The following is a 25,026-nucleotide window of genomic DNA, read 5'->3' on the forward strand; positions in this document are numbered from 1 at the left end:
GGCGGGGGCTGCGGCACCTCGGGGGGGCGGGCGCCGCCGGGGCCGCGCCGCGCCCCGCCCCCGCCCCGGCGCGGAGGCCGGGCCCCCCCGGCGCCCCGCGCGGGTCGGGGCGCCCCCCGCCCTCGAGCCGCCGCGCGCCGCCCCGGAGGGCCCCCCCGCGCCGACCCTGACGCTCACCGCGCTCAGCTAGCACCCCCGTCCCGCCCCGACGAGCGAGGAGCCGCGGGCGTGCCCGGCCTCCGCCTCGGCGAGGGTGCGGGCCACGGACAGGCCGTCGCCCTCCTCGAACCCGGACGGCACCGCCGGGCCCGCCACGGCGTCGCCGCCGTTCTCGAGGACCTCGGGGGTCCAGCCCAGGTACTTCGCCGACAGGGTGCGGTCCCCGGCGGTGAAGTCGCTGACCTGCGCGGTGATCGACCACTCGGGGTCGCCCGCCCGGGTGTCCTGCACCCGGACCGGGACGATCTCGCCCGTGGCCTGGTACCGGTCCTCGAGCTCCTGAGCGACGCCCAGGTTCACGAGGCCGGAGGTGCCCTCGAGGCTCCAGGTGAGCTCACCGGCCCGCTGCGACGGGACGGTGACGGCGAGGGCCTGGTCGCCCTCGGCCACCGCGCCCGGCACCTCGCCGGTGTGGTCGCCCTCGACGGCGCCGGCGGTGTTGCCCGGACCGAACGCGGCCGCGGGGTCGTTCTCCGCGAGCCGGATCGTGCCGAGGACCGTCGTGCCGGCCACCCGCAGGTTCGCGGTGTTGCCGGTCAGCGTCAGGTCGCCGCCCACGGTGTTGCCCCAGGTGTCGGCGGCGCCGTCGGTGGTCGCGCCGATGAGCACGTCCCGGCTGCTGCCGGTGACGGCCAGCCCGCCGCCGACGACGGCCCCCGCGACGCTGACGCCCCAGTCGGAGCCGTCGATCGCCACGTCGCCCTTGACGCCGGTCTGCAGCAGGTCGACGTAGGTCGCGGCCTGCGTGGTGACCCCGCCGGCGATGTCCGAGCCGGTGATCTCCACGTCCAGCCCGCCGGCGGCGACGCTCCCGCCGACGTGCAGGTCGTTGAGGTAGAGGAACCCGACCCGGGAGCCGGAGGTGTAGGCGCTGACGTCGCCGTCGACCCGGGAGCCGTCGAGCAGCACCCCGTACGGGTCGGTGGCGACGACGTCGCCGGTCACGGTCACCGAGGTGGCGTCGAGCCAGCCGTCGGCGAGCACGGTGATGCTGCCCTCGACGGTGGCGCCGGCCAGCACGCAGGTCGCGCCGGCCGGGACCACGAGGTCGCCGGTGATGGTCTGGTCGCCCAGGTCGGCGGTGCAGTCGGTCGTCGCCGCCTGCGCCACCGTCGACCCGAGGACGACGAGCCCGAACGCGCCCACGAGGGCGGCCGGGACGGAGTACATGCGCTTCATGTCCGTGTCTCCCTTGTCTCAGCCGCGCAGGCCGGCGATGGCGTCGTAGCTGCGGTCGGCGTTGCCCAGCGAGTCCAGGGGGTTCGGCGGGACGGCCGTGGTGGCGGCGTTGTCCTGCTCGTACAGCCCGAAGTGCTGGCCGCGCGTGCGCAGCTGGGACAGGAACTGCTGGTAGGGCAGGTCGCCGGCGCCGAACTCGATGATGTCGTAGCCGTTGGCGCTGGCCCCGTTGGCCTTGCCGTCCTTGAGGTGCAGCAGCGGGTAGCGCCGCGGGTTGCGCAGGATGTAGTCGACCGGCTCGAACCCCGGGTACTTGAACTGCCCGACGTAGGCCCAGTAGATGTCCATCTCCAGGTACACCAGGTCCGGGTCGGTGTTGTCGTAGAAGACGTCGTAGAGCCGGACCGACGGGTCGACCGGGTCGAACCGGAACTCCCCGTCGTGGTTGTGCTGGTAGAGCTTCAGCCCCGCGGCCTTGACCTGCGCGCCCCAGGTGTTCCACTCCTCCGCGGCGGCCAGGTAGCCCTCCTTGGTCGCCGTGTTCGTCGGGGCGTTGCCGGTGCCGAGGTGCGGCATGCCGAGCGTGTGCGCGATGTCGATCTGGTTGGCGAGGTCGGTGCGCAGCAGCTGCGTGCTGACGTGGCTGCCCACCGCCTTGAGCCCGTTGTCGTCGAGCAGCTGCCGGATCTGCGCCGGGGTGATCGCCCCGACGTTGCCCTGCGTGTACCCGGCGAACTCCACCTCGGCGTAGCCGATGCGGCCGAGCTCCTCGAACACCGCCCGGAACCCGAGCGAGCTGACCTTGTCGCGGATGGTGAACAGCTGGATGCCGATGCGGTTGGCCGGGACCAGGCGGGTGCGCCCGGTGGTCGGTGCCGCGGCGGGCAGCGTGCCCGCGGCCCCGGCGGCGGACGTGCCGAGGGCGGTCCCGACGCCGACGGCCACCGTGGAGGCGGCGAGCGCCTTCATCAGCGACCGGCGGCTCATCGGCCGGCCGGGCAGGGAGTCGTGCTGGTGCGTGCTCATGTCTCTCCTTCGAGACGGCCGGCGCCCCGGGCCGGGTCGGGTGCTGCTGACCCGACCCGGGCCGCCGGCGCGACGGTCAGCTGCGGACGGTGAGAGTGGTGCTGGTGGTGCTGCCTGCGATGCCGGCCGTGCCGCCGTAGGCGACGTCGACCTTGTAGGTGCCCTCGGGCAGGCGCCCGAGGGTGACGACGCTCGCGCCGGTGGCGTCGAGGGTCCCGGTGACCGTGGCGACCACCGCGTTGTTCCGCTTGACCGTCACGGTGACGTCCCCGCCGGGGACGACGCCGCTGGCCGAGACGACCTGCACCGTGGCCTTGGCCGCCACGGCCGGCTTCACCGGGTTCGGCGAGACCGTCGCGGTGACCGTCGACGTGGTGCGCGCGACCGTCAGCCGGACCGTGCCGGACGACGGCTTGAACACCTCGCCGCCGACGAACGACGCGGTCACCGTGTGGGTGCCCACCCCCAGCGTCGGTGCCACCGGGATGGTCGCGGTGCCGCCCGTGAGCGTGCCGCGGCCGACCTCGGTCTCCCCCACCGTGAGGACGACCTCGCCCTCCGCGGTGCGGTCCCCGGCACCCACGGTCACCGTGACCGCACCCGGGGCGCCGTACGGCACCCGCGCCGCGGCCACCGTGGCCGTGGTGGTGGTGTCGACGGTGGGCTCCTCGGGGGCGTCCAGGTCGATCGTGAACGCCACCTGCCCGACCGCGGAGACGTTGCCCCCGGTGTCGGTCGCCCGGTACCGCAGGTCGTACGTGCCGCTCTCGGAGAACGTCACGCCGTACTGCTGGTTGGCCGCCAGGTTCAGCCACGTGGCGCCGCCGTCGCGCGAGTACTGCACGCTGCCGAGCGCCCCGTCGTCCGCCGCCTGCACGGCGAACCGCACGGGCTGGGTGTAGACGCCGCCGACGCCGGTGGGCGCCGCCGGGGCCAGGGTGTGCGCGACCGTCGGGGCGGTGACGTCCGCGACGCCGGCACCCGTCATGGTGATCGCGTCCACCGCGAGGTCGTCGCCGGACGTCACGAACAGGTCGCCGGTGCCGTCGGGGGCGTCGAACGTGATCGCCACGTCCTTCCAGCCCGCCCCCGCCGGGATCGTCGCGGTGGCGAACGGCGCGGCGTCGGCCGCACCCCACCGCAGCTGCACCTGACCGCCGCCATTCGCCCGGACGACCGCCCCGTCGATGCCGGAGAAGCTCACCCGGCCGAGCTTCAGGCTGTCGCCCGACCCGAGGCCGCGGACCGCGTTGCCGCCCGAAGCCGTCTCGTCGGCGAACACCGTGACGCCCTGCCGCGTGGCGTGCTCCGCCTGCTGCAGCTTCGGGTTCAGGCGGACCGTGGCCTCACCGGTCGCCGCCGGCAGCCCGTTGGCGCCCGCGTCGCGGTAGGTCACGACGACGGCGCCGTACAGCAGCGCGCCGGGCCCGTGCTCCGGGGAGTTCGGGTCGGTGCGCCACGCGCCGGTGCAGCCGGTGCCCGAGACCTCCGGGTGGGCGTGCTCGTCGTGGCCCAGGCCGTACGTCCACGTCACGCGCGAGCAGTCGGTGGCCGTGCCGTCCTCGGCGTCCTGCGTGGTCACCTTGAACGGGATCGCCTGGCCCCAGTCGAAGAAGCCGCCGTCGGCCGGGTAGGCCACCGTGACCTCCGGCGCCTGGTTGCCGACCGAGATCGCCTGGGAGGTCAGGGCGAACTTGCCCTCCGGGTCGGTGACCTTCAGCCGGGCCGTGTACGCCTTGAGCGCCGTGTACGTGTAGGACGCCTGCGCGCCGGTGGCGTCGAACGTGCCGTCACCGTCGAAGTCCCACTGGTACGTCAGCGCGCTGCCCTCGGGGTCCGAGGAGCCCGCGGCGTCGAACGCCACCGTGAGCGGCGCGGACGAGGACGACCGCGGGGTCGCGGTGAACGCGGCCCGCGGGGACTTGTTGCCCTCGGCGTAGCTGATCCGGTGCAGCCCCGCGTCGGGGTTGGCCCGGAAGAACCCGTCGCCGTAGTCGAGCACGTACATCGACCCGTCGGGGCCGAACTCGATGTCCATCGGGTTGTCGATCGGCGGCCATCCGGGGGCCGTCGCCGCCGCGTTCGGCGTGACGTCCTCGATGTGGGTCACCTCGAACGCGTCCCAGTCCACCGTGAAGGCCGCGATGTAGTCCTGGGAGAACTCGCCGAAGAACGCCTTGCCGTCCCAGTACTCGGGGAAGGCGTCGGGGCCGGCGCCCTCCGGGTAGTGGTAGACCGGGCCGCCCATCGGGCCCTGGCCCGTGCCGGCGCCGAACGTCACCAGCTCGTCCCACGGCTGGTCGCCCGGGTTGTCGCCGTAGTACAGCGTGGCGGGCCGCGCCGGCGGGAGGTCCACCAGGCCGGTGTTCCACCGCGACTCGTTCTTGAGGTTCGCCGGGTCGAAGAACGCCCCCGGCGTGCCGGTGGCGAAGTCCCAGTCGTTGTACGCGAAGTTGTCACCGGTGACGTACGGCCAGCCGGAGTTGTGCGGGTCGTCCAGGCTCGTCGCGTTCCACTCGACGAGGCCCATCGGCCCGCGGCCCGCGGTCGCGGCGGCGGCCGCCGTGGCGTCCGGCCCGTAGTCGCCCCACGTGAGGGAGTTCGTCTCCGGGTCGACGTCGAGCTTGAACGGGTTCCGCACGCCCATCACGAAGATCTCCGGGCGGGTGCCCTCCGTCCCGGGGGCGAACAGGTTGCCCTCCGGGATCGTGTACGACCCGTCCTCCTCGACGTGGATCCGCAGGATCTTGCCGCGCAGGTCGTTCGTGTTCCCCGCGCCGCGGCGCGAGTCGAAGCCGGGGTTCATGCCGGGCGCGTCGTTGTTCGGCGCGAAGCCGTTCGCGCCGGGCGTGCCCGCCGGGGTGTTGTCGCCCGTCGACAGGTAGAGGTTGCCCTCCGCGTCCCAGTCGAAGTCGGCGCCGACGTGGCAGCACTGGCCGCGCTGCACCTCGACGTCGAGGATCTTCTGCTCGGACGCCAGGTCGAGGCCCGCACCGGTCCACTGGAAGCGGGACAGCCGGTTCACGCCCTTCCACTGGTCCCAGTACGACTCGTCCTGGCCGGCCGGGAGCGTGTTGGGGGCCGACCCCGGGGGCGTGTTCCCGGGCGGGGCGTACACGAGGTACACCCAGTTGTTCTCCTCGAAGTCGGGGTCCAGCCCGATCGACTGCAGGCCGTCCTCGGAGTTCGCGTACACGGGGATCGAGTTCACGATCTTCGTGACGCCAGTCGCCGGGTCCGTGAGGCGGACGTCGCCGTTGCGGGCGGTGTGCAGCACCCGCCCGTCGGGCAGCACCGCGAGGTCCAGCGGCTCACCGACGTCCTTGGTCAGCGTGGTCTTCTCGTAGTTGCTCCAGTCGAGCGCGGCGTCCGCGCCCGGCTCGGCCCCGTGGTCCACGCCGTCGTGGCCCACGGCCGGCCCGGCGCCCAGCGCCATGCCGGTCACGGCCAACACTCCGGCGAGGGTGAAAGCCACCGATCTCCTGCCGCGCTGCGAGCGCGGCTGCGTACGATTCATGAGTGATGCAGCTCCTCTGGGATCTCGTCACAGAGGTCGGGTTCTCGCGTCGTCCCCACGGTGTAGGAACCCGACCTCCTCACGTGGCCGGCGTCGTTGCCGGCCGGTGGCGCAGGTCCCCACCTCCTCTCCCCCTCGAGCGGTGCACCGATCGGTGATGTCTGCGGCGGGCCGGGCCCGCGGGTGGGTGGCTACCCGAGCGGCACCCAGCGGCTGTCGTCCGCCGCGCTGCGCTCGACGGCGTCGAGCACCCGCTGTACGGCGAGCCCGTCGGCGAACGACGGCGTCGGGTCCTGCCCGGCCGCGATCGCGCCGATCAGGTCGACCACCTGGTGCGTGAAGGCGTGCTCGTAGCCGAGGCCGTGCCCGGCGGGCCACCACTGCGCGACGTACGCGTGCTGCGGCTCCGTCACCACGATCCGCCGGAACCCGGCGACGGCCGGGTCCTCGGTGGCGTCGTAGAAGTGCAGGACGTTCATGTCCTCGAAGTCGAACGACAGCGACCCGCGCTCCCCGTTGACCTCCAGGCGGATGGCGTTCTTGCGGCCGGTGGCGAACCGCGTGGCCTCGAACACGCCCAGCCCGCCGCCGGACAGGCGCGCGAGGAACACCGCGGCGTCGTCGACGGTGACGGGGCCGCGCTCCGTCCCGCCCGTGCCGTGCAGGCCGGCGAACTCGGCGGCGACGGGCCGCTCGTGCACGAAGGTCTCCAGCAGGGCCGAGACCCCGGTCAGGCGCTCGCCGGTGATGAACTGCGCGAGGTCGACGGCGTGCGAGCCGATGTCCCCGAGCGCGCCGGACCCGGCCGCCTGCTTGTCGAGCCGCCACGACAGCGGCGCGTCGGCGTCGGCGAGCCAGTCCTGCAGGTACTGCACGCGGACGTGCCGCACCGTGCCGATCCGGCCGTCCGCGACGAGCTGCCGGGCGAGCTGCACGGCCGGCACCCGCCGGTACGTGTAGCCGACCATCGACCGCACCCCGCGGGCCGCCGCCGCCTCCGCGGCCGCGACCATGGCCTCCGCCTCGGCGATCGTGTTGGCCAGCGGCTTCTCGCACAGCACGTGCTTGCCGGCCTCGAGTGCCGCGATCGCGATCTCCGCGTGCGTGTGCCCCGGCGTGCAGACGTCGACCAGGTCGACGTCCTCGCGCTGCACCAGGTCCTGCCAGGACGTGGCGGTGTCCCGCCAGCCCAGCCGGTCCGCCGCGGCCTTCACCGCCGCCGCGTCCCGTCCGCCGAGCACGCGCATCTCGGGCGTCAGCGGCAGGTCGAAGAACCGTGGGGCGGTGCGCCACGCCTGCGAGTGCGCGGCGCCCATGAAGGCGTACCCCACCATGCCCACGCCGATCGGCGCGGCCGTCGTCTCGTCGGTCACGAGACCCTCCTCGGGTGGGCGTCGCGGGGCCGGCCGGTGCACGACCGGCCCCGCGACGGCCCGGTCAGGACTCGAAGGCCGAGTCGATGTACTGGTCGACGTTGTCGGCCGTGACGACCGGGGCGTAGAGCTGGACGGTGCGCGGGACGCCCGCGGACGCCAGGTCGCTCAGCGACTTCTCGTGCGCGACCAGCCGGGCGAGCTTGATGCCGTCCGCCGCCTGCGTGGACGGGTAGATGACCGTCGCCTGCAGCACGGAGTCACCGCTCTGGATCTCCCGCATGACGTTCGCCGAGCCGGCGCCGCCCACCATGAAGAACTCGTCGCGGCCGGCGTTCTCGATGGCCGCCAGCACGCCGACGCCCTGGTCGTCGTCGTGGTTCCAGATGGCGTCGATCTGCGGGGCCGCCTGCAGCAGGTTCGCCGCCGCCTGCTCGCCGCCCTGGACCGTGAAGTCCGCGGCGACGCGGTTGTCGACGTCCAGGCCGCAGCCCTCGAGCGCGTCGGCGAAGCCCTGGCTGCGGTCCTGCGTCAGCGGCAGGGAGTCGATGCCGGCGATCTCCGCGACCACCGCGTCCGGGTTGTCGCCCAGCTGCTCGCAGATGTACGTGCCGGCCGAGACGCCCATGCCGTAGTTGTCGCCCAGCACCGTGGCGCGCGACGCGAACGGGCTGGAGAACTCCCGGTCGACGTTGATCACGGGGATGCCCGCCTCCATCGCCTGCGTGGCGACGTCGGTGAGCGCCCCGCCGTCGAACGGCAGCAGCACGATGGCGTCGACGCCGTCGTTGATGAAGCCCTCGATCTGGCTGATCTGCACGTTGACGTCGTTGGTGCCCTCGGCGACCCGGAGCTCGACGTCCTCGTAGTTCTCGGCCTCGGCCTCGGCGGCCGCGGTGATCGCGCCCATCCAGCCGTGGTCGGCCGCGGGGGCGGAGAACCCGATCACGACCGTGTCGCCGGGCTCGTCGTTGTCCGAGACGGCGACCGGGGCGGCCTCGGCGCCGCCCTCGTCCTCCTCGGTCGGGGTGTTCGACGTGCAGGCGGTCAGGAACGCGACGGACAGCACGGCGACGGACGCGAGGGTGCGGTGGCGGCGCGTGGTGCGGCTGGCGGACATGGGATCTCCTTCGACGATGTCCAGCGGGCGGAGCGGGATGGCGCGGCCGGGCGGGGGCCCGGCGCGTCGTGCGGGGTGGTGCCGTTCGAGGGTCGGGCGGGTGTGCGGCGGTCTACGTCGACCGCGGGTTCCGGGTGGTGAAGCGCTGCTGCAGGAGGACGGCGACCACGATGATCGCGCCCTTCGCGATCTGCTGGACCGACGAGTCGAGGTTGTTCTGGATGAACAGGTTCGTCAGCGTCGCGAAGATGAGGACGCCGAGCACGGTGCCGACGATCGTGCCGCGGCCGCCGGACAGGAGCGTCCCGCCGACGACCACCGCGGCGATCGCGTCCAGCTCGTAGTACAGGCCGTTCGTCGACGAGCCGGCGCCGGTGCGGGCCAGCATCATCACCGCGGCGATGCCCGCGGCGAGGCCGGCCAGCGCGTAGAGGTACATCGTGTGCCTCTTGACCGCGATGCCCGCCAGGCGGGCCGCCTCGGGGTTGCCGCCGACCGCGACGGTCCGGCGCCCGAACGTCGTGCGGTTCAGCAGGAACCAGCCGGCGACCGCGACGACCGCGAAGATCCACACGATCTTCGGCACGCCGAGCAGGTCGCCCTTGAAGGTGTCCTCGAACCCCTGCACCCGGACCAGCTGCGTCCGGCGCTGGGCGATCAGCTCGGCGAGGCCGCGGGCGGCGACCAGCATCGCGAGCGTCGCGATGAACGCCACCACCCGGCCGTACGCGATGAGGACGCCGTTGACGATGCCGGCGCCCGTGCCGACCACCAGCGCGCAGAGGACCATGACGACCCAGCCGTACTGCTGCGTCGCGAGCGTCGTCGCCCACACCGACGCGAGGCCGAGGACCGAGCCGACCGACAGGTCGATGCCGCCCGCCGTGATGACGAACGTCATCCCGATGCTCAGCACGCCGATGATCGACGCGAGGCTGAGGATCACCAGGAGGTTGTCGACGCTGGCGAACCGGGTGCCGGCCGTGATGTACCCGACCAGGACGATGAGGGCCAGGGCGATGACCAGGCCGAGGGTGCGGGCCGCGCCGCCGGCGGCGGGGCCACGGCGGCGGCGCGCAGACTCCCGGGCGACGCGCTCGACGCGGTCGGACTCGTCCGCGGACGGGGGGACGGGGGTGGCGCCGGCGCTGCCGGCCGGCGCGGTGGGTCCGGCCGGGGAGCCGGGTGTGCCCGGTGCGCCCGGGGGCTGGGCGGAGAGCTGGTGCTCGCTCACGCGGCACTTCCTTCCATGACGAAGTCGAGCACGGCGTGCTCGTCGATGGCGGTGGCGGGGCCCTCGTGCACGACCCGGCCCTCGGAGATGACCAGCACCCGGTCGGCCAGACCGAGCACCTCGGGGATCTCGCTGGACACGACCACGACGGCCGCGCCCGAGTCGGCGAGCCGGCGCACCAGGGCGTAGATCTCGGCGCGGGCGCCCACGTCCACACCGCGGGTCGGCTCGTCCAGCAGCAGGACCCGGCAGCCGTGCACCAGCCAGCGGGCGAGCATCGCCTTCTGCTGGTTGCCGCCCGACAGCGTCCGCATCGCGCGCTCGACCCCGGCCGGGCGCAGGTCCAGCGCCTCCGCCTGCTCGAGGGCGACCCGGCGCTCCGCGCGCTCGTCGAGGAAGCCGCCCTTCGCGAACCGCTCGAACGTCGACAGCGTGATGTTCCGGTAGACCGGCTCCTCGAGCAGCAGGCCCTGGGCCTTGCGCTCCTCCGGCGCGAGGCCGATGCCCGCGCGCACGGCCGCCGTCACCGCACCCGGCCGCAGCCGCTTGCCGGCGACCGCGACGGTGCCGGCCGAGGCGCGGCGGGCGCCGTAGACGGTCTCGAGGATCTCGGACCGCCCGGAGCCGACCAGGCCCGCGAGCCCGACGATCTCGCCGGCCCGCACCTGGAACGACACGTCCGCGAACGACCCGCGCAGCGCCAGCCCCTGCACGTCGAGCACCACGGGGGCGTCCGCCGGGACCCCCGTCGCCTCCGGGAACGCGTACTCCACGGAGCGACCGGTCATCAGCCGGATGAGCTCGCGGGTCGGCGTCTCGCGGGCCGGCAGGTCGCGGGCGACCGTGCGGCCGTCCTTGAGCACGGTGATCCGGTCGCCGATCGCGCGGATCTCCTCCATGCGGTGCGAGATGTAGACGATCGCCACGCCCTGCGAGGTGAGCTCGTGCACCACCCGGAACAGGTTCTGCACCTCGTCCGAGTCGAGCACCGCGGACGGCTCGTCCATCACGATCACGCGCGCGTCGTGCGACAGCGCGCGCGCCATCGACACGATCTGCTGCGCGGCGGCGGGCAGGGTGCCGACCTCGCGCCCCGGGGAGATCTCCGGGTGGCCGAGGCGGGCGAGGATCTCGCGGGTCCGCCGGCGGACCTCGCCGCGCCGGGACACCCCGGCCGTGGCGAGCTCGTGGCCCAGGTAGACGTTCTCCGCGACGGTCAGGCCGCCGACCACGTCGAGCTCCTGGTACATGGTCGCGATGCCGAGCCGGAGCGCGGCCACCGGGTGCGGGATCGTCACGGGCTCGCCGTCGACGAGCACCGTGCCCTCGGTCGGCTGGTGGGCTCCGGCGAGCACCTTGATGAGCGTCGACTTGCCCGCGCCGTTCTGGCCGAGCAGGCAGTGCACCTCGCCGGGCAGGACGTCGAGGTCGACGCCGTCGAGGGCTCGGGCTCCGGGGAACTGCTTGACGATGCCGCGCATCTGGAGCAGCGGCTGCTGCGAGGGGTCCACGTTGACCATGCGGCGAACGTAGACCGGACTTTCGTCGGGCGTCAATCATAAGTTCGTCCCAGTTTGTCGGAGTTACCGAACCGTGACCGACACAAGTCCCCGCACTTTCTGGTTCACTGGCGGGCATGCAGGACGTGGTCAGGCCCCCTCAGCGGCACGCCGGCGCCGGCGAGCTGTTCCAGCTGCTGCGCGACGGGCGCCCCCGCACACGCGCCGACCTCGCCGCCGTGACCGGCCAGGCGAGGTCCACCATCACCACGCGCGTCGACCAGCTCATGGCCGCCGGGCTGATCGAGCCGGCCGGCGAGGCGTCCTCGACCGGCGGCCGCCCGCCCACCACGTTCGCGTTCCGGCCGACCGCCCGCCTGGTCCTCGCCGTCGACCTGGGCGCGACCCACGCGCGCCTGGCGGTCACCGACCTGGCCTCCACGATCCTGGCGGAGGCCGAGGAGCCGCTGTCGATCGCCGCCGGACCGGACACGGTCCTCGCCCGGGTGGTCGAGCACGGCCGCAAGCTCCTGGCCGAGACCGGCCGCGACCCCGGCGACCTCGCCGGCGTGGGCGTCGGCCTGCCGGGCCCCGTCGAGCACTCCACCGGCCGGCCGATCAACCCGCCGATCATGCCCGCCTGGGACGACGTCGACGTGCGCGGCATCCTGTCCCGCGCGCTGGGCGCCGACGTCCAGGTCGACAACGACGTCAACCTCATGGCCCTCGGCGAGCACCGCACCGCCTGGCCGGACGTGGACGACATGCTCTTCGTCAAGGTCGCCACCGGCATCGGCTCGGGGATCATCTCCGACGGCCGGCTGCGCCGGGGCGCGCAGGGCGCGGCCGGGGACATCGGCCACATCGCCGTGCCCGGCGCGGAGGACGTGCCGTGCCGGTGCGGCAACCTCGGGTGCCTCGAGGCCGTCGCCAGCGGCCGCGCGCTCGCCGACACCCTGTCCGCCCAGGGCCTGACCGCCCGCGACGGCGCCGACGTCGTGGCGCTCGTACGCGCCGGCGACCTCGCGGCCGGGCGCGCCGTCCGGCAGGCGGGCCGGGAGATCGGCTCGGTGCTCGCCGCCTGCGTCAGCCTGCTCAACCCGTCGCTCGTCGTGATCGGCGGCGTCGTGGCCGAGGCCGGCGAGCACCTGATCGCGGGCATCCGGGAGGTCGTGTACCAGCGGTCCCTGCCTCTGGCGACGCAGCACCTGCGCATCGTCACCTCGCAGGCGCGCTCGCAGGTCGGCATCCTCGGCGCGAGCGCGATGGCCGTGGACCACGTGCTCTCGCCGGCCGCGATCGACGCGCTGCTGGACGCGCGGACCGCCTGACCCGGTCCGTCGCCCGCGACGGGGTTTCGGCGACCTATGCGGGGCCGAGCCCCAGAGCCGCGCGGGCGTCGTCGACCAGCAGGAACATCCGGGTGCTGCCGTTCACCGCCTCGAACCCGTACCGCCCGTAGAACGACGCCGCGTCGGCGCTGACCGGGTCGACGACGACGACCCGCCCGCCGGCGAGCGTGGACGCGTCGCAGATCGTCTCCAGCGCGTCGAGCAGGATCTGCGTGCCGAGCCCCTGCCCGTGCACGCTGGTGTCCAGGGCCAGCCGGGCGAGCATGAAGCCCGGGACCGTCGTCACACCCCCGTGCCAGCGACGCGTGAGCCCGTCCCGCCGGATCTCGGTCGGGCAGATGGAGTAGTACCCCACGACGGGCCCGTCCCCGCGCCGCCGCCAGACCGTCGTCACCGCCGTGCCGTCCTTGTGCGCTCGCCGGGCGTGCCGGCGCAACCACTCGTCGAGGCCGGGCACGCCGCAGTCGAAACCCTCGAGGTCGTCCAGCTCGGACAGCTGGCTGGTGATGAGCTCGGGCTCGGTCATCTGCGCGTGAACCTGCGCGGCCGCGCCGCCGCCTCGGACAGCGCAGCGAGCCGTCGAGGTGCCTCGTCCAGCGCGTGCATCATGTCGTCGAACTGGGCTGCGGGCATCACCGTCACGTCGCTGCGAGCGAGCACCCGCGCGGCCTCCGTGCGCGCCGACCGCACGACGAACGCCGAGACCGACTCGTGCGTCATCGACGCCGCCTTGCTGACCAGGCCGGCCGTCTCCTCGTCGACGCGCTGCTCGAGGCGCAGTGTCTTGGGGCTCATGGCACCGACTGTACGGCAGTTGTCCGGACAGGCGCAGGGCGCGCACGCATCGGTGAGCGCCCTGGCCCGGGCGCCGGCGTCAGCGCCGCACGGCGAGCACCGTGTCACACGCCGCCAGGAGGCGGGTGCGGATCGCCTGCGACCGCCCGGCGAAGGCGCGCTGGCGGCGCACGTACTCCGCCTTGCCCTCGGGGGTCTCGATCGCGATGGGCTCCAGGCCGTAGGTCGTGACGTCGTACGGGGACGCCTGCATGTCCACCACGCGGATCTCCCGCGCGAGCTCGAACGCGTCGAGCAGCAGGTCCCCGGGCACCGCGGGCCCGAGCTTGAGCGCCCACTTGTACAGGTCCATGTTCGCGTGCAGGCAGCCGGGCTGCTCCATCGCGACCTGGGTGTCCCGCGTGGGCTGCAGCGTGTTCAGCGGCACCGCGTCGGGCGTGAAGAACCGGAACGCGTCGATGTGGGTGCAGCGGATCCGGTGCCCCTCGACCACCGCGTCCGTCCCCGCGCCGCCGAGCCGCAGCGGCAGCCGGTGCCGGTGCTCGCCGTCGCCCTCGCGGTACACCATCGCCCACTCGTGCAGGCCGAAGCACCCGGTCGCCGCGGGGCGGGCTGCCGTGGCGGACACCAGGCCCCGGACGTAGCGGACGGTGCTCCCCCGGTCCGCGAGGAACGCCGGCACGTCGAGCGCGACGGTGCCGTCGGCGGCGGTGCGGTACCAGCGCCAGGCGGCGTGCGGCGGCGGCTCGGCCCCGGGCGAGAGGGTGGCACCGGCGCCGGGGTGCCACCGCCGGAGCTGCGCGGGCTTGGCCGGGTAGTACTCGAACAGGAAGTCCTCGACCGCGTGCCGCTCGCCGCGGGCCCGGCGCTCCCGGTGCCCCGCGGTGAGCGCGTCCGCACGCGCGGCGTGCCCGGCCGACCGCGCCCGCCACGTCGCCTCGTCCAGCAGCACCGGCGCCCCGGGGGGCGCGGGCGGGCTGGGCACGGTGACGGTCACGGGGTCCAGCGTAGGAGGCGCCGGCGCGACAGCCGGCGCTCGGCCCGCGACGCGGACGGCCCGGGGACGGTCAGCAGGGCGAGGCACACGACCACCAGCGCCACCCCGGCCCACCCGACGGCGGGCAGCCGCTCCCCCACGACCGCGACGGCCAGCACCGCCGCGACCGCGGGCTCCAGCAGGGTCAGCGTGGTGGCGGTGCTGACCGGGACCCGGGCGAGCCCCCAGCCGAACAGCACGTACCCGGTGAACATCGGGACCAGCGCCATGTACCCGCCCACCGCGGCGTTCCCCCAGGACGCCAGCAGCGGCGCGCCCGTGGCCGCGAGCACGGGCAGGAGCAGGAGCCCGCCGACCCCGAACACCGCGCCCATCGCGGCGCGCGACGGCACGCCCCCGAGCATCAGCCGGTGCGCGACCCAGGAGTACAGCGCGTACGTCGCGCCCGCCACGAGCCCGAGCGCCACCCCCGCGGCGACGCCCCGACCGGAGCCCCCACCGGACCCCGGCGGCGGGCCTGCGAGGGCCTGCGCCCCGCACAGCAGCACGATGCCCGCCACGCCGACCACGGCCGCGCCCACCCACCGCCGGGACAGCCGCCGCCGGTCGACGACCCGCTCGACCACCGCCGACGCGAGCGGCGCGGACCCGAGCGAGACGACGGTGCCGACGGCGACCCCGGCGAGGTGCATCGACGTGTAGAACGCCAGCGGGTACACCGCGACGGCCACCGCCCCGAGCAGGACCAGCCGCCACCGGGACGCCAGCGCGGCGCGGTGCCGGGCGATCGCCCGGTGCGCGGTCCCCGCCTGGAGCAGTCCCCCGACGCCCATCGCCGCCGCCCCGATGGCGAGCGGCCCGACCCCGGGAGCGAGGGTCGCCGCGGTGCCGGTCGTGCCCCAGAGCACGGATGCCGCGAGCACGGCCGCCGTCCCGGCGGCGACGGCCCGGTCCGCCCGGGGCCCGCGCGTCCCCGTGGCCCCGGACGTCGTGGGCGGAGCGGCGGTCGCCGGCGACGACGCCGTCATGCCGCGGCCAGGAGGTCCGCCGCGAGGTCGCGCGCCCGACGCAGCCGCCGGTCGTCCCCCTCGAGCCCGGCGCGGGCCATGGACCCCTCGAGCAGGAAGGCGAGGTGCTCGGCGAGCACGGCGGCACGCTCGGGATCGCCCGGCAGCAGCTCCCGCAGGTGCCCCGCGACGAGACCCTCGACCTCCTCCTTGTGCGCGCGGACGACGGCGCGGCCGGGGTCGCCGACCGGCAGCTCCGCGGCGGCGTTGAGCAGGCCGCAGCCCCGGAACCCGTGCGCGTACCCGGCATTGGCGTGGTCGGCGTAGGCGTCGAACACGGCGAGCACCCGCCGCCGCGGGTCGGTCCCGGCGGCGGAGAGCCGGGCCGCGTACAGGTCCAGCCACTCGGCGTGCCGCGCCACCAGGTACGCGGCGACGAGGTCCGCCTTGGAGGCGAAGTTGTTGTAGAGGCTCATCTTCGCGACGCCGGCGTCGGCGGTGATGGTGTCGATCCCGGTCGCGGCGATGCCGTCGGCGTAGAACCGGTCCGCGGCGGCGGCGAGCAACCGCTCCCGCGCGGGACGCCGCCGCGCACCGGTGGTCGTGCCTGCCATCGCCCCGCCTCCCGACTAGGTAGACCGGTCTACCTTGTCGGAGATCGTCACACGGCGTCGGCGTAGCTGTCCACCACCGAGACGTCGAGCGCGAAGTCCACCGGCGTGGGCCCGAACAGCAGCCGGCCGGCCTCGACCGCCGCCTCCCGCACGGCCGTCGCCACGTCCTCGGCGACCTCCGCGGGGGCGTGCACCACGATCTCGTCGTGCAGGAAGAACACGAGGTGCGGCCGGCCGGGCATGCCCGCCACGCGCTGCCGCAGGACGGCCATCCAGCACAGCGCCCACTCCGCCGCGGTGCCCTGCACGACGAAGTTCCGGGTGAACCGGCCCCAGTCGCGGGAGCGCCGGCGCGCCGCGCGCACGTCCTCGGGCGCGGCGCCCTCGGCCGAGGCGGCCTGACGCTCGGCGAGCCACGCGGCGCTGGGCAGCGGGGAGGATCGCCCGAGCCAGGTGGTGACCTGCTCGCCGCGCTCCCCCGCGCGCGCGGCCTCCTCGACCAGCGCGACCGCCCGCGGGTAGGCCCGCGCGAGCTGCGGCATCAGCACCGCGCTCGCGCCGGTGGTCGCCCCGTAGATCGCGCCGAGCATGGCGTACTTGGCCTGCTTGCGGTCCGCGACGATGCCCGCCTCGACGACCCCCGCGTACAGGTCGGCGTGCCGGCCCGCCGCGGCCATCGCGCCGTCGCCGGACATCGCGGCGAGCACGCGCGGCTCGAGCTGGGCGGCGTCCGCCACGACGAACCGCCAGCCCGGGTCGGACCGCACGGCGTCCCGGATGACCGCGGGCAGCTGGAGCGCGCCCCCGCCGCTGCTGGCCCACCGCCCGGTGACGACCCCGCCGGGGACGTAGTCGGGCCGGAACCGGCCGTCGTGCACCCACCGGTCCAGCCAGGCCCAGCCGTTGGCCGACAGCAGCCGGGCGAGCTTCTTGTACTCCAGCAGCGGCTCCCGCACCGGGTGGTCGAGCGCCCGGATCTCGGCCGTGCGCGTCGACGGCACGTCCAGCCCCGCGGCCCGCAGGGCGCGCAGCAGCTCGGGCTGGGAGTCGGGGTTGAGGCCGGGCCGGTCGAGCGCCGCGCCGACCCGCTCCGCCAGCTCCGCGAGCCGCGACGGCCGGGCACCCTCGTGCGGCCGCGGGCCCAGCAGCCCGGCGAGCAGCGCGTCGTGCACGTCCGCCCGGAACGGCAGGCCGTCGTGCCGCATCTCGGCGGCGATCAGCGCGCCGGTGGACTCGGCCGCCAGCAGCAGCCGCAGTCGCCCGTCGTCCCCGGCCTCGGTGAGGCTGACGAGCTGGCGCCGGAGCTCGGCGGGCACGTCGGGGGCGGCGTCCGGCACGGCCGTCGGGAGGGCGTCGAACAGGCTCGGCTCGTCCGGCTCGTGCGGGCCCGTCCCGCCCGCCGCGGCCGCACGGTCCCACGGCCCCTCGGCGGCCCGCGCGACGGCGGTCCCGGCGCACCGGGTGCTGCGCCGCAGGATCGTGTGGCACAGCCGCAGGTCGTGCGCGCGCTCCACGCGGACCCCGGCGGCGAGCAGGTCCGGGTACCAGTGCTCGGTGTCGTCCCACACCCAGCGCGCCCCGCCGGCGGCCTCCCTCGCCGCGACGGCGGCGGCCAGGTCGGCGCCGGCGACACGGACCGGCGGCCCGACCTCGCCGGCCTCGGCGGCGGCGACGTCTCTGACCTCGCGCAGCACGGCACCGCCGGGTCGGTCCGGGTCGACGGCGACGAGGACGAGCGGCACGCCGTCCATTCTCCCAGCCAGGTCCGACACCGCGGCACCGCACGTCCTACGCTGGGCCGATGACCGAGCAGGCGAACACCCCCGCGGCCCTCCCCGAGCAGGAGACCATCCTGCTCGCGGCGTTCGAGGGCTGGAACGACGCGGGGTCGGCCGCCAGCCAGGCGCTCGAGCACCTGCACGAGGTCTGGGGCGCCGAGCAGGTCGACGAGCTCGACCCGGAGGAGTACCACGACTTCCAGGTCAACCGCCCCGTGATCGGCGCCGGCGAGGACGGCCGCCGCGAGATCACCTGGCCGACCACCGCGGTCGCCGTGGCGACGACTCCGCGCGCCGGCCGGAAGGTCGTGCTGGTCCACGGCATCGAGCCGTCGATGCGCTGGCGCCGGTACTGCGGCGAGCTGCTCGACATCGCGCAGGGCCTGCGGGTCGGCACGGTCATCACCCTGGGCGCGCTGCTCGCGGACGTCCCCCACACGCGGCCCATCCCGGTGACGGCGACCAGCGAGGAGGCCGACGTCCGCGAGGCGCTCGACGTCGAGGCCAACTCCTACGAGGGCCCCACGGGCATCGTCGGCGTGCTGCAGCACGAGGCCGCCGCGCGCGGCATGAAGACCGTCTCCCTGTGGGCCGCGGTGCCGCACTACGTCGCGCACCCGCCGTCGCCGAAGGCCACGCTCGCGCTGCTGCACCGCATCGAGCAGCTGACCGGCGAGCCGATCCCCCTGGGCGACCTGCCGGAGGACGCGGCGGCGTGGCAGGACGGCGTGGACGAGCTCGCCAGCGAGGACACCGAGATCGCGGAGTACGTCCACCAGCTCGAGGAGGCCAAGGACACCGCCGAGCTCCCGGAGGCGAGCGGCGAGGCGATCGCCCAGGAGTTCGAGCGGTACCTGCGCCGCCGGGACAAGGGCATCGGCGGCTGAGCCACCGGCGCCGATGCCGGGTGCGCAGGCGCTAGAGCCGCACCCCGAGCAGCGCGTTCACCGCGCGGGCGACGACGCCGGGGGCACCGACCTCGGTCTCGTCCCCGGCCAGCGACCGCTCGGCCCACGCGTCGACCGCCCGCAGCGCCCGCGGCGCGTCCAGGTCGGTCGCGACGGCGTCCCGGATCTCCGCCAGGGTCGCCTCGGTGGCCGGGCCCCCGTTGCCGGACACGGCCGCGCGCCACCGGTCGAGCCGGGCCCGCGCGGCGCCCAGCACCTCGTCGGTCCACTCCCAGTCGCTCGCGTAGTGGTGGTCGAGGATCGCGAGGCGCACGGCCATGGCGTCGACGCCCTGCTCGCGCAGCCGGGAGACGAGCACGAGGTTGCCGAGCGACTTGCTCATCTTCTGCCCGTGCAGCCCGACCATGCCGGTGTGCACGTGGGTACGCGCGCCGTGCCCGCTGCCGAGCAGCCGCGCGTGCGACGTGCTCATCTCGTGGTGCGGGAACCGCAGGTCGGACCCGCCGCCCTGCACGTCGAACGGGAGGCCGATGCCGTCGCGGGCGATCACGGCGCACTCGATGTGCCAGCCGGGGCGCCCGGGCCCGAGGTCGTTGCCGTCCCAGGACGGCTCACCCGGGCGGGCCGCCCGCCACAGCAGCGGGTCCAGCGGGTCGCGCTTGCCGGGCCGGGCCGGGTCGCCCCCGCGCTCCGCGAACAGGTCCAGCATCTCGGGGCGGCTCAGGCGGGCGACCTCGCCGAAGCCGGGGTCGGCGGACAGGTCGGCGTACACGTCGCCGGTGCCGGCCCCGTGGGTGTCGGGCACGCCGACGACGTACGCGGCGCCGGCGGCGAGCATCGCCTCGACGGCCTTCACGACGTCGGGCACCGACTCGACCGCGCCGGTGTAGACGTCCGGCGGCACGACGCCGAGGGCGGTCATGTCCTCCAGGTAGAGCGCCGTCTGGTCGGCGGCGAGCTCGCGCCAGTCCACCCCGGTCGCCTCGGCGCGCTCCAGCAGCGGGTCGTCGACGTCGGTGACGTTGGACGCGTACCGGACGCGCTTGCCCTCGTCGAGCCAGCCGCGCACCAGCAGGTCGAACGCGACGTACGTGGCGGCGTGCCCCATGTGGGTGGCGTCGTACGGGGTGATGCCGCAGACGTAGACCGTCGCGTCCGGGCCCGGTGCGGCGACGACGAGCTCACCGGTCGACGTGTCCCGGACCCGCACGGGGCCTCCCTGGCCGGGGAGCTGCGGGATCTGCGGGGCGGGCCAGGTGAGCACGGCGTCGAGCGTAGCCGCTGCCCGTGGGGCGGGCGCGCGCCGTCCGCCCGCACGTGACGGACCCCACGCCACGGACCGCGCACGACGACCCCCGCGCGGCCCGCACCGGGTGACTCCGCCGGCCCGGCGGCGCGTCGGCCGGACGCGCCGCGCGGGCGACCGCCACAATGCCGAGGTGGAGAGCGCGTGGGTGCATGCAGGCGAGGGCTGGACGGCGACGCCCCCGGACGGGCTGCTGGCGCTGCTCGCGGCCCCGGAGCCGCCCACCGCGTGGGTGCACGTCGACTCGCTCGACGCGATCGCCGACGCGGCCCGCCAGGCCGGGATCCCGGAGTCGGTGGTCCGCCGCTCGGCCGAGGGCAGCGTCACCGGCGGCGGCCTCGGCGACCCGCGGCACCCGCAGCTGCGCCGGCTCGCCGGCGGCGGCAAGTACCTGGTGTGCCCCACGCTCGCGTACGACCCGCGGACGCGCGACGTCACGACGGGCGTCTGGGCGGCGCTGGTCGTGGACGACGTGACGATCACCGCCGAGGAGGGCCCGGCCGACCTGCTGGACGCGGTCCTGGACAACCTGCGCGACGAGGAGCACCTGCCGCAGGATCGGCCCGGCCACGTGTTCGCGGCCGTCCTGACGGCGCTGGTCCGGCGGGCGGGCGACGTCGAGCTCGGCATCGGCGAGGCGGTGGCCGACGTCGAGCAGGTCGTGTTCACCCCGCAGACCGACGACCCCGCCGAGGTGGTCTACGACCTCAAGCGCGAGATCGCGGAGGCCCGCCGCGCGCTGGTCCCGCTGCTGTCCGCGTTCCCGGAGCTGGTCGCGGAGCAGGAGGACAGCCGGCGCGAGACCCGCACGATGCGGTGGATCCGGCGCCTGGACACGGTGCTCACCAAGGTCGACCGGCACCTCGACGCCCACGACGCCCTGCTCGGGGACATGCTGTCGGTCCACCTGGCGCGCGTGTCGGTGCGGCAGAACGAGGACATGCGGAAGATCTCGGGCTGGGCGGCGATCATCGCGGTGCCGACGCTCATCGCGGGCGTCTACGGGATGAACTTCGACCACATGCCGGAGCTGCACTGGCTGCTCGGCTACCCGCTCTCCGTGCTGCTGATGGCCGCGTCCGCGACGGTGCTCTACCGGCTGTTCAAGCGCTCCGACTGGCTCTGAGCCCGGGCGCCCGCGGGTCCGTCACGCCCCGGCGAGCGGGTCCAGCACCCCGGTGACCAGCAGCAGCGCCACGACGACCGCCAGGCCGATCCGGTAGACGACGAACGGGCGGTACGAGAACGTCGACACGATCTTCAGGAACCCGATGATCACGACGTACCCGACCACGAACGCCACGATCGTCGCGATGACTGTGACCCCCAGCGCCGGCGTGCCCGCCGTGCCGAAGTCGCCCGCGCTCGACGCCAGCTGGAACAGGCCGGACCCGAGCACCGCCGGGATGGCCAGCAGGAACGAGTACCGCGCCGCGGCCTCCCGCGTGTAGCCCATCAGCAGGCCGGCGGTGATCGTGCCGCCCGACCGGGACACCCCGGGGATCAGCGCCATCGCCTGCGCCAGCCCGAAGTACACGGCGTGCCGCGGGTTCAGGTCGGTGAGCGGCTTCTCGTGCCGGCCGCGCCGGTCGGCCCAGTCGAGCACGAGCGCGAAGCCCGCGAGCGTCAGCACGATGAGCCACAGGTTCCGGAACGGCTGCTCGATGGCGTCCTGGAACAGCAGCCCCAGCACGACGATCGGCACCGAGCCGAGCGCGATGTACCAGGCCATCTGCGCGTCGGGGTCGCGCGGGCCGTCCGCCGGGGCGCCCGTCCGGGACCGCCAGTCGGTGCCGAGGTCCCCGCGCACCGCCCGCCACCAGTGCGTGCAGATGCGGGCGATGTCGCGCCGGAAGTACAGCAGCACGGCGGTCTCGGTGCCGATCTGCGTGATCGCGGTGAAGGCCGCGCCGGGGTCGCCGGACCCGATGAGCTCGCCCACGATGCGCAGGTGCGCGCTGGACGACACGGGCAGGAACTCGGTCAGACCCTGGACGAGGCCGAGGACGATCGCCTCCCAGACGCTCATGCTCGGGTCTCGTTCTCGATGCGCGCAGCCACGAGGCGCCACGATAGCGGCTGGTCACCGACGCGCACCGCCGGCCCCGTTACCCTCGCACCCATGGAACAGCGCCAGCTCGGACGGACCGGCCTGCGGGTCTCGCACCTCGGACTCGGGACGCTGACCTGGAGCCGGGACACCGACGAGCTCGACGCCGCCGAGCAGCTGCGCGACTTCGCGGACGCCGGCGGCACCCTCGTGGACACCTCGGCCTCGTACGCGGACGGCGGCGCGGAGGAGCTGCTCGGGTCGCTCGTCGGCCGGGTGGTCCCCCGCGACGAGCTCGTGCTGTGCACCAAGGCGGGCGTCCGGCGCACCCCCGACGGCGGCGTGGTCGACGCCTCCCGCGGCGCGCTGCTGGACACGCTGGACGCGTCGCTGCGCCGCCTCGGCACCGACCACGTCGACCTGTGGCTGGTCCAGACGCCCGACCCCCGCACGCCGCTGACGGAGACCGTCACCGCGCTGCGCCGGGCGGTCGACTCGGGCCGCGCCCGGTACGTCGGGCTGTCGAACCACGCCGGGTGGCAGGTCGCCCGCGCCGCGACCCTGCTGGGCGACGACCCCGGCCTCGCGGCCGTCGAGGCGGAGTACTCACTGCTGCAGCGGGGCATCGAGCGCGAGGTGCTCCCCGCCGCCGCGGACCTCGGCATCGGGCTGCTGGCGTGGTCGCCGCTGGGCCGCGGCGTGCTGACCGGCAAGTACCGGCGCACCGTGCCCGCCGACTCCCGTGCCGCCTCCCCGCACCTGGCCGGGTTCGTGGAGCCGTACCTCGGGTCGGTCGCCGCCGCCGTCGTGGAGGCGCTCGTCGTCGCCGCGAAGGGGCTCGAGCGGGCACCCCTGGAGGTTGCGCTGGCGTGGCTGCGGGTGCGCGCGCAGGTGGCGTCGGCGATCGTCGGGGCGCGCACGCCCGCGCAGCTGCGGGCCTCGCTCGCCGCCGAGGACGTCGAGCTGCCGCCGGAGATCCTGCGGGCCCTGGACGAGATCAGCGCGCCCGCGCTGGGCTACCCCGAGCGCCGCTGACCCCTCGCGGGGCCACGCCGCGCGGCCGGGCCCCCTACGGCTGCCGCGCGTCGTCCTCGTCGTACGGCGCCTCGGGCAGGTCGTCGACGTCGTAGTCGTCGGCGTCCTCGGGCTCCTCGTCGTCCTCGTCCTCGTCGTCGTCCTCCGCGAGGTAGAACGGCGTGGCCTCGCCGTGCACGGTGCCCAGGGCGTCGTCGTACACCTCGAAGGCGTCCGCGAGCACGTCGTACGCGTCATCCACCGCCGGGTCGTCGTCGCCCCGGCGGGCGGACACGGCGGAGTAGTGCGCCTCGAGAGCAGCGATGAGGCGGTCCAGTGCCGCGCGCGGGTCGATAGCCATGCGACGACCGTAGCGCCGCACCAGGCACAATGGCACCACGATCGACTCGAAGGCGGTGGGCATGGCACGCACCAACCTGAGCACGGACCGGCCCGGCTCCCCGGAGGCGGCCCGGCAGTACGAGTACCGGGTCCTGACGATCCCCCGGACCACGAGCCGCAACGACGCCCGGCGCATGCTCACCGACGAGGCCGAGTACGGCCGCTGGGAGCTCGCCCGGACCCTGCTCTACACCGGCGGGGAGCGCAAGGTGTGGCTGCGGCGCCGGATCATCCGCGTCCGGTCGACCCTGGGGATGCTGGACGACTGAGGCTCACGCCTCGCGCAGCAGCCCGTCGAGCACCCGGACGCCGAACCGCAGCGACTCGGCCGGCACCCGCTCGTCCACGCCGTGGAACAGCGCGGTGAAGTCGAGGTCCGCCGGCAGGCGCAGCGGCGCGAAGCCGTAGCCCGCGATGCCCAGCCGCGCGAGCGACTTGTTGTCCGTGCCGGCCGACAGCATGTACGGCAGCACGACCGCACCCGGGTCCTGCTCACGCAGCACGTCGGTCATCGTGTCGACGAGCGTGCCCGTCGCGGGGACCTCCAGGCCGATGTCCAGGTGCTCGGGCTCGACGCGCACGGTCGGGCCGGCGAGCTCCCGCACCTTCGCCAGGACGGCCTCGTGGTCGCCGGGCAGCGGCCGGACGTCGACGGTCGCGGTCGCCCGGCCCGGGATGACGTTGGTCTTGTACCCGGCGTGCAGCTGGGTGGGGTTCGCGAGCGTGCGGATCGAGGACCCGACGAAGCGCCGCGCCGGGCCGAGCGCGCCGATCAGCCGGTCGATGGCCAGCGGGTCGTCGACGTCCAGCGGCAGGCCGGTCAGGTCGGCGACGCCCTCCAGCAGCGCGAGCACCGTGGGGGTCAGCCGGGTGTCCCACTGGTACGCGCCGATCCGGGCGACCGCGCCGGCGAGCTCCGTGACCGCGTTGTCCGGGTTGACGGCCGAGCCGTGGCCCGCGGTGCCGTCCGCGACGAGCCGGAGCCAGGCGATGCCCTTCTCGGCGGTCTGCAGCAGGTACGCGCGCCGGCCGTGCACGTCGACGGAGAACCCGCCGACCTCGGAGACGGCCTCGGTGGCGCCCGCGAACAGCTCGGGGCGCTCGTCGACGGCGTACCGGGCGCCGAACCGGCCACCGGCCTCCTCGTCGGCGAACATCGCGACCACGACGTCCCGGGCCGGGCGGCGGCCCTCGCGGACCATCTGGCGGACGACCGCCAGGATCATCGCGTCCATGCCCTTCATGTCGACCGCGCCGCGGCCCCACACCATGCCGTCGAACTCCTCGCCGGCGAACGGGTCGACCTTCCAGTCCTTCGCCTCGGCGGGGACCACGTCGGTGTGCCCGTGCAGGACCAGCGCCGGGCGGCTCCGGTCGGTGCCCTCCAGGCGGACGACGACGTTCGCGCGGCCGGGGGCGCTCTCGAACAGCTCCGGCTCCAGCCCGACCTCGTGCAGCAGCGTCATGACGTGCTCGGCGGCGGACCGCTCCCCCGGGCCGGAGCCGTCGCCGTAGTTCGACGTGTCGAACCGGATCAGGTCCTGGCAGATCCGGACGACCTCCGCCTCGGCGGCCGAGGTGCCGGTGGTCGCGTCGGGGCTGGTGGCGGGCTCGTCGGTCATGCCGACCACGGTAC

The 25,026-nt window shown here is 75.0% G+C and carries 22 protein-coding genes; 5 read left to right on the forward strand and 17 right to left on the reverse strand.

The window, feature by feature from the left end; translation table 11 throughout:
• Positions 1 to 186: 186 nt before the first annotated feature.
• The 7 genes from KJP73_RS12535 to KJP73_RS12565 form a co-directional block, all read right to left on the reverse strand.
• Positions 187 to 1,398, reverse strand: a complete 1,212-nt coding sequence (locus tag KJP73_RS12535) for a hypothetical protein (protein WP_213283202.1) — start codon at positions 1,396 to 1,398, stop codon at positions 187 to 189.
• Positions 1,399 to 1,416: 18 nt separating this feature from the next.
• A complete protein-coding gene (locus KJP73_RS12540; RefSeq protein WP_249669349.1) occupies positions 1,417 to 2,424 on the reverse strand; it encodes a sugar phosphate isomerase/epimerase family protein in 1,008 nt (335 codons plus the stop codon).
• Between the two features lie 76 nt (positions 2,425 to 2,500).
• The gene (locus tag KJP73_RS12545) at positions 2,501 to 5,878 is read right to left on the reverse strand and encodes a PQQ-dependent sugar dehydrogenase (RefSeq protein ID WP_249669350.1); all 3,378 of its coding nucleotides are present in this window, start codon (positions 5,876 to 5,878) and stop codon (positions 2,501 to 2,503) included.
• A 254-nt stretch (positions 5,879 to 6,132) separates the two neighbouring features.
• Complete coding sequence (locus tag KJP73_RS12550; protein WP_213283228.1) at positions 6,133 to 7,275, reverse strand: Gfo/Idh/MocA family protein; 1,143 nt, start codon at positions 7,273 to 7,275, stop codon at positions 6,133 to 6,135.
• 103 nt (positions 7,276 to 7,378) lie between these two features.
• A complete protein-coding gene (locus KJP73_RS12555) occupies positions 7,379 to 8,434 on the reverse strand; it encodes a substrate-binding domain-containing protein (RefSeq protein ID WP_213283204.1) in 1,056 nt (351 codons plus the stop codon).
• 112 nt (positions 8,435 to 8,546) lie between these two features.
• Positions 8,547 to 9,668 (reverse strand): ABC transporter permease, encoded by a 1,122-nt coding sequence (locus KJP73_RS12560; RefSeq protein WP_213283205.1) that lies wholly within the window; start codon positions 9,666 to 9,668, stop codon positions 8,547 to 8,549.
• Positions 9,665 to 11,188 (reverse strand): sugar ABC transporter ATP-binding protein, encoded by a 1,524-nt coding sequence (locus tag KJP73_RS12565; protein ID WP_213283206.1) that lies wholly within the window; start codon positions 11,186 to 11,188, stop codon positions 9,665 to 9,667. The genes KJP73_RS12560 and KJP73_RS12565 overlap by 4 nt, the downstream gene beginning before the upstream one ends.
• A 116-nt stretch (positions 11,189 to 11,304) precedes the next feature.
• Between KJP73_RS12565 and KJP73_RS12570 the strand changes: the two genes are divergently transcribed.
• On the forward strand, positions 11,305 to 12,498 hold the full coding sequence (locus KJP73_RS12570; protein WP_213283207.1) for an ROK family transcriptional regulator: 1,194 nt from the start codon (positions 11,305 to 11,307) through the stop codon (positions 12,496 to 12,498).
• 34 nt (positions 12,499 to 12,532) lie between these two features.
• Here KJP73_RS12570 and KJP73_RS12575 read toward each other — a convergent pair whose 3' ends face one another.
• The 6 genes from KJP73_RS12575 to KJP73_RS12600 form a co-directional block, all read right to left on the reverse strand.
• Positions 12,533 to 13,045: a GNAT family N-acetyltransferase gene (locus KJP73_RS12575; RefSeq protein ID WP_213283208.1), complete on the reverse strand. Its 513-nt coding sequence runs from the start codon at positions 13,043 to 13,045 to the stop codon at positions 12,533 to 12,535.
• On the reverse strand, positions 13,042 to 13,314 hold the full coding sequence (locus tag KJP73_RS12580) for a DUF1778 domain-containing protein (RefSeq protein WP_213283209.1): 273 nt from the start codon (positions 13,312 to 13,314) through the stop codon (positions 13,042 to 13,044). The genes KJP73_RS12575 and KJP73_RS12580 overlap by 4 nt, the downstream gene beginning before the upstream one ends.
• A 79-nt stretch (positions 13,315 to 13,393) precedes the next feature.
• The gene (locus KJP73_RS12585) at positions 13,394 to 14,311 is read right to left on the reverse strand and encodes a 3-methyladenine DNA glycosylase (protein WP_433995175.1); all 918 of its coding nucleotides are present in this window, start codon (positions 14,309 to 14,311) and stop codon (positions 13,394 to 13,396) included.
• Positions 14,308 to 15,234, reverse strand: coding sequence for a DMT family transporter (locus KJP73_RS12590; protein WP_249669351.1), 927 nt, complete (start codon positions 15,232 to 15,234; stop codon positions 14,308 to 14,310). Before KJP73_RS12590 ends, KJP73_RS12585 begins: the two co-directional genes overlap by 4 nt.
• A 101-nt stretch (positions 15,235 to 15,335) precedes the next feature.
• A complete protein-coding gene (locus KJP73_RS12595) occupies positions 15,336 to 15,932 on the reverse strand; it encodes a TetR/AcrR family transcriptional regulator (protein WP_213283211.1) in 597 nt (198 codons plus the stop codon).
• A 47-nt stretch (positions 15,933 to 15,979) separates the two neighbouring features.
• Positions 15,980 to 17,683, reverse strand: a complete 1,704-nt coding sequence (locus KJP73_RS12600; RefSeq protein WP_213283230.1) for a bifunctional 3'-5' exonuclease/DNA polymerase — start codon at positions 17,681 to 17,683, stop codon at positions 15,980 to 15,982.
• Positions 17,684 to 17,733: 50 nt separating this feature from the next.
• On the opposite strand from KJP73_RS12600, the gene KJP73_RS12605 reads away from it, so the two are divergent.
• Complete coding sequence (locus KJP73_RS12605) at positions 17,734 to 18,597, forward strand: PAC2 family protein (RefSeq protein WP_213283212.1); 864 nt, start codon at positions 17,734 to 17,736, stop codon at positions 18,595 to 18,597.
• A gap of 31 nt (positions 18,598 to 18,628) precedes the next feature.
• On the opposite strand, the gene mshC is transcribed toward KJP73_RS12605, so the two are convergent.
• Positions 18,629 to 19,882: a cysteine--1-D-myo-inosityl 2-amino-2-deoxy-alpha-D-glucopyranoside ligase gene (mshC, locus tag KJP73_RS12610; RefSeq protein WP_213283213.1), complete on the reverse strand. Its 1,254-nt coding sequence runs from the start codon at positions 19,880 to 19,882 to the stop codon at positions 18,629 to 18,631.
• A 175-nt stretch (positions 19,883 to 20,057) separates the two neighbouring features.
• Here mshC and KJP73_RS12615 point away from each other — a divergent pair, with 175 nt between their 5' ends.
• Positions 20,058 to 21,050 (forward strand): CorA family divalent cation transporter, encoded by a 993-nt coding sequence (locus tag KJP73_RS12615; RefSeq protein WP_213283214.1) that lies wholly within the window; start codon positions 20,058 to 20,060, stop codon positions 21,048 to 21,050.
• Between the two features lie 21 nt (positions 21,051 to 21,071).
• Here the strand turns inward: KJP73_RS12615 and KJP73_RS12620 are convergent, their stop codons facing one another.
• The gene (locus KJP73_RS12620; RefSeq protein WP_213283215.1) at positions 21,072 to 21,953 is read right to left on the reverse strand and encodes an undecaprenyl-diphosphate phosphatase; all 882 of its coding nucleotides are present in this window, start codon (positions 21,951 to 21,953) and stop codon (positions 21,072 to 21,074) included.
• 93 nt (positions 21,954 to 22,046) lie between these two features.
• Between KJP73_RS12620 and KJP73_RS12625 the strand changes: the two genes are divergently transcribed.
• A complete protein-coding gene (locus KJP73_RS12625; RefSeq protein WP_213283216.1) occupies positions 22,047 to 23,009 on the forward strand; it encodes an aldo/keto reductase in 963 nt (320 codons plus the stop codon).
• A 34-nt stretch (positions 23,010 to 23,043) separates the two neighbouring features.
• Here KJP73_RS12625 and KJP73_RS12630 read toward each other — a convergent pair whose 3' ends face one another.
• Positions 23,044 to 23,349 (reverse strand): primosomal protein, encoded by a 306-nt coding sequence (locus KJP73_RS12630; protein WP_213283217.1) that lies wholly within the window; start codon positions 23,347 to 23,349, stop codon positions 23,044 to 23,046.
• 61 nt (positions 23,350 to 23,410) lie between these two features.
• On the opposite strand from KJP73_RS12630, the gene KJP73_RS12635 reads away from it, so the two are divergent.
• Positions 23,411 to 23,659 (forward strand): DUF5703 family protein, encoded by a 249-nt coding sequence (locus KJP73_RS12635; protein ID WP_213283218.1) that lies wholly within the window; start codon positions 23,411 to 23,413, stop codon positions 23,657 to 23,659.
• A gap of 3 nt (positions 23,660 to 23,662) precedes the next feature.
• On the opposite strand, the gene KJP73_RS12640 is transcribed toward KJP73_RS12635, so the two are convergent.
• The gene (locus KJP73_RS12640; protein ID WP_213283219.1) at positions 23,663 to 25,012 is read right to left on the reverse strand and encodes a M20/M25/M40 family metallo-hydrolase; all 1,350 of its coding nucleotides are present in this window, start codon (positions 25,010 to 25,012) and stop codon (positions 23,663 to 23,665) included.
• Positions 25,013 to 25,026: the final 14 nt, after the last annotated feature.

Source organism: Cellulomonas hominis, from assembly GCF_901521055.1.
GTDB classification, from domain to species: Bacteria; Actinomycetota; Actinomycetes; order Actinomycetales; family Cellulomonadaceae; genus Cellulomonas; species Cellulomonas endometrii.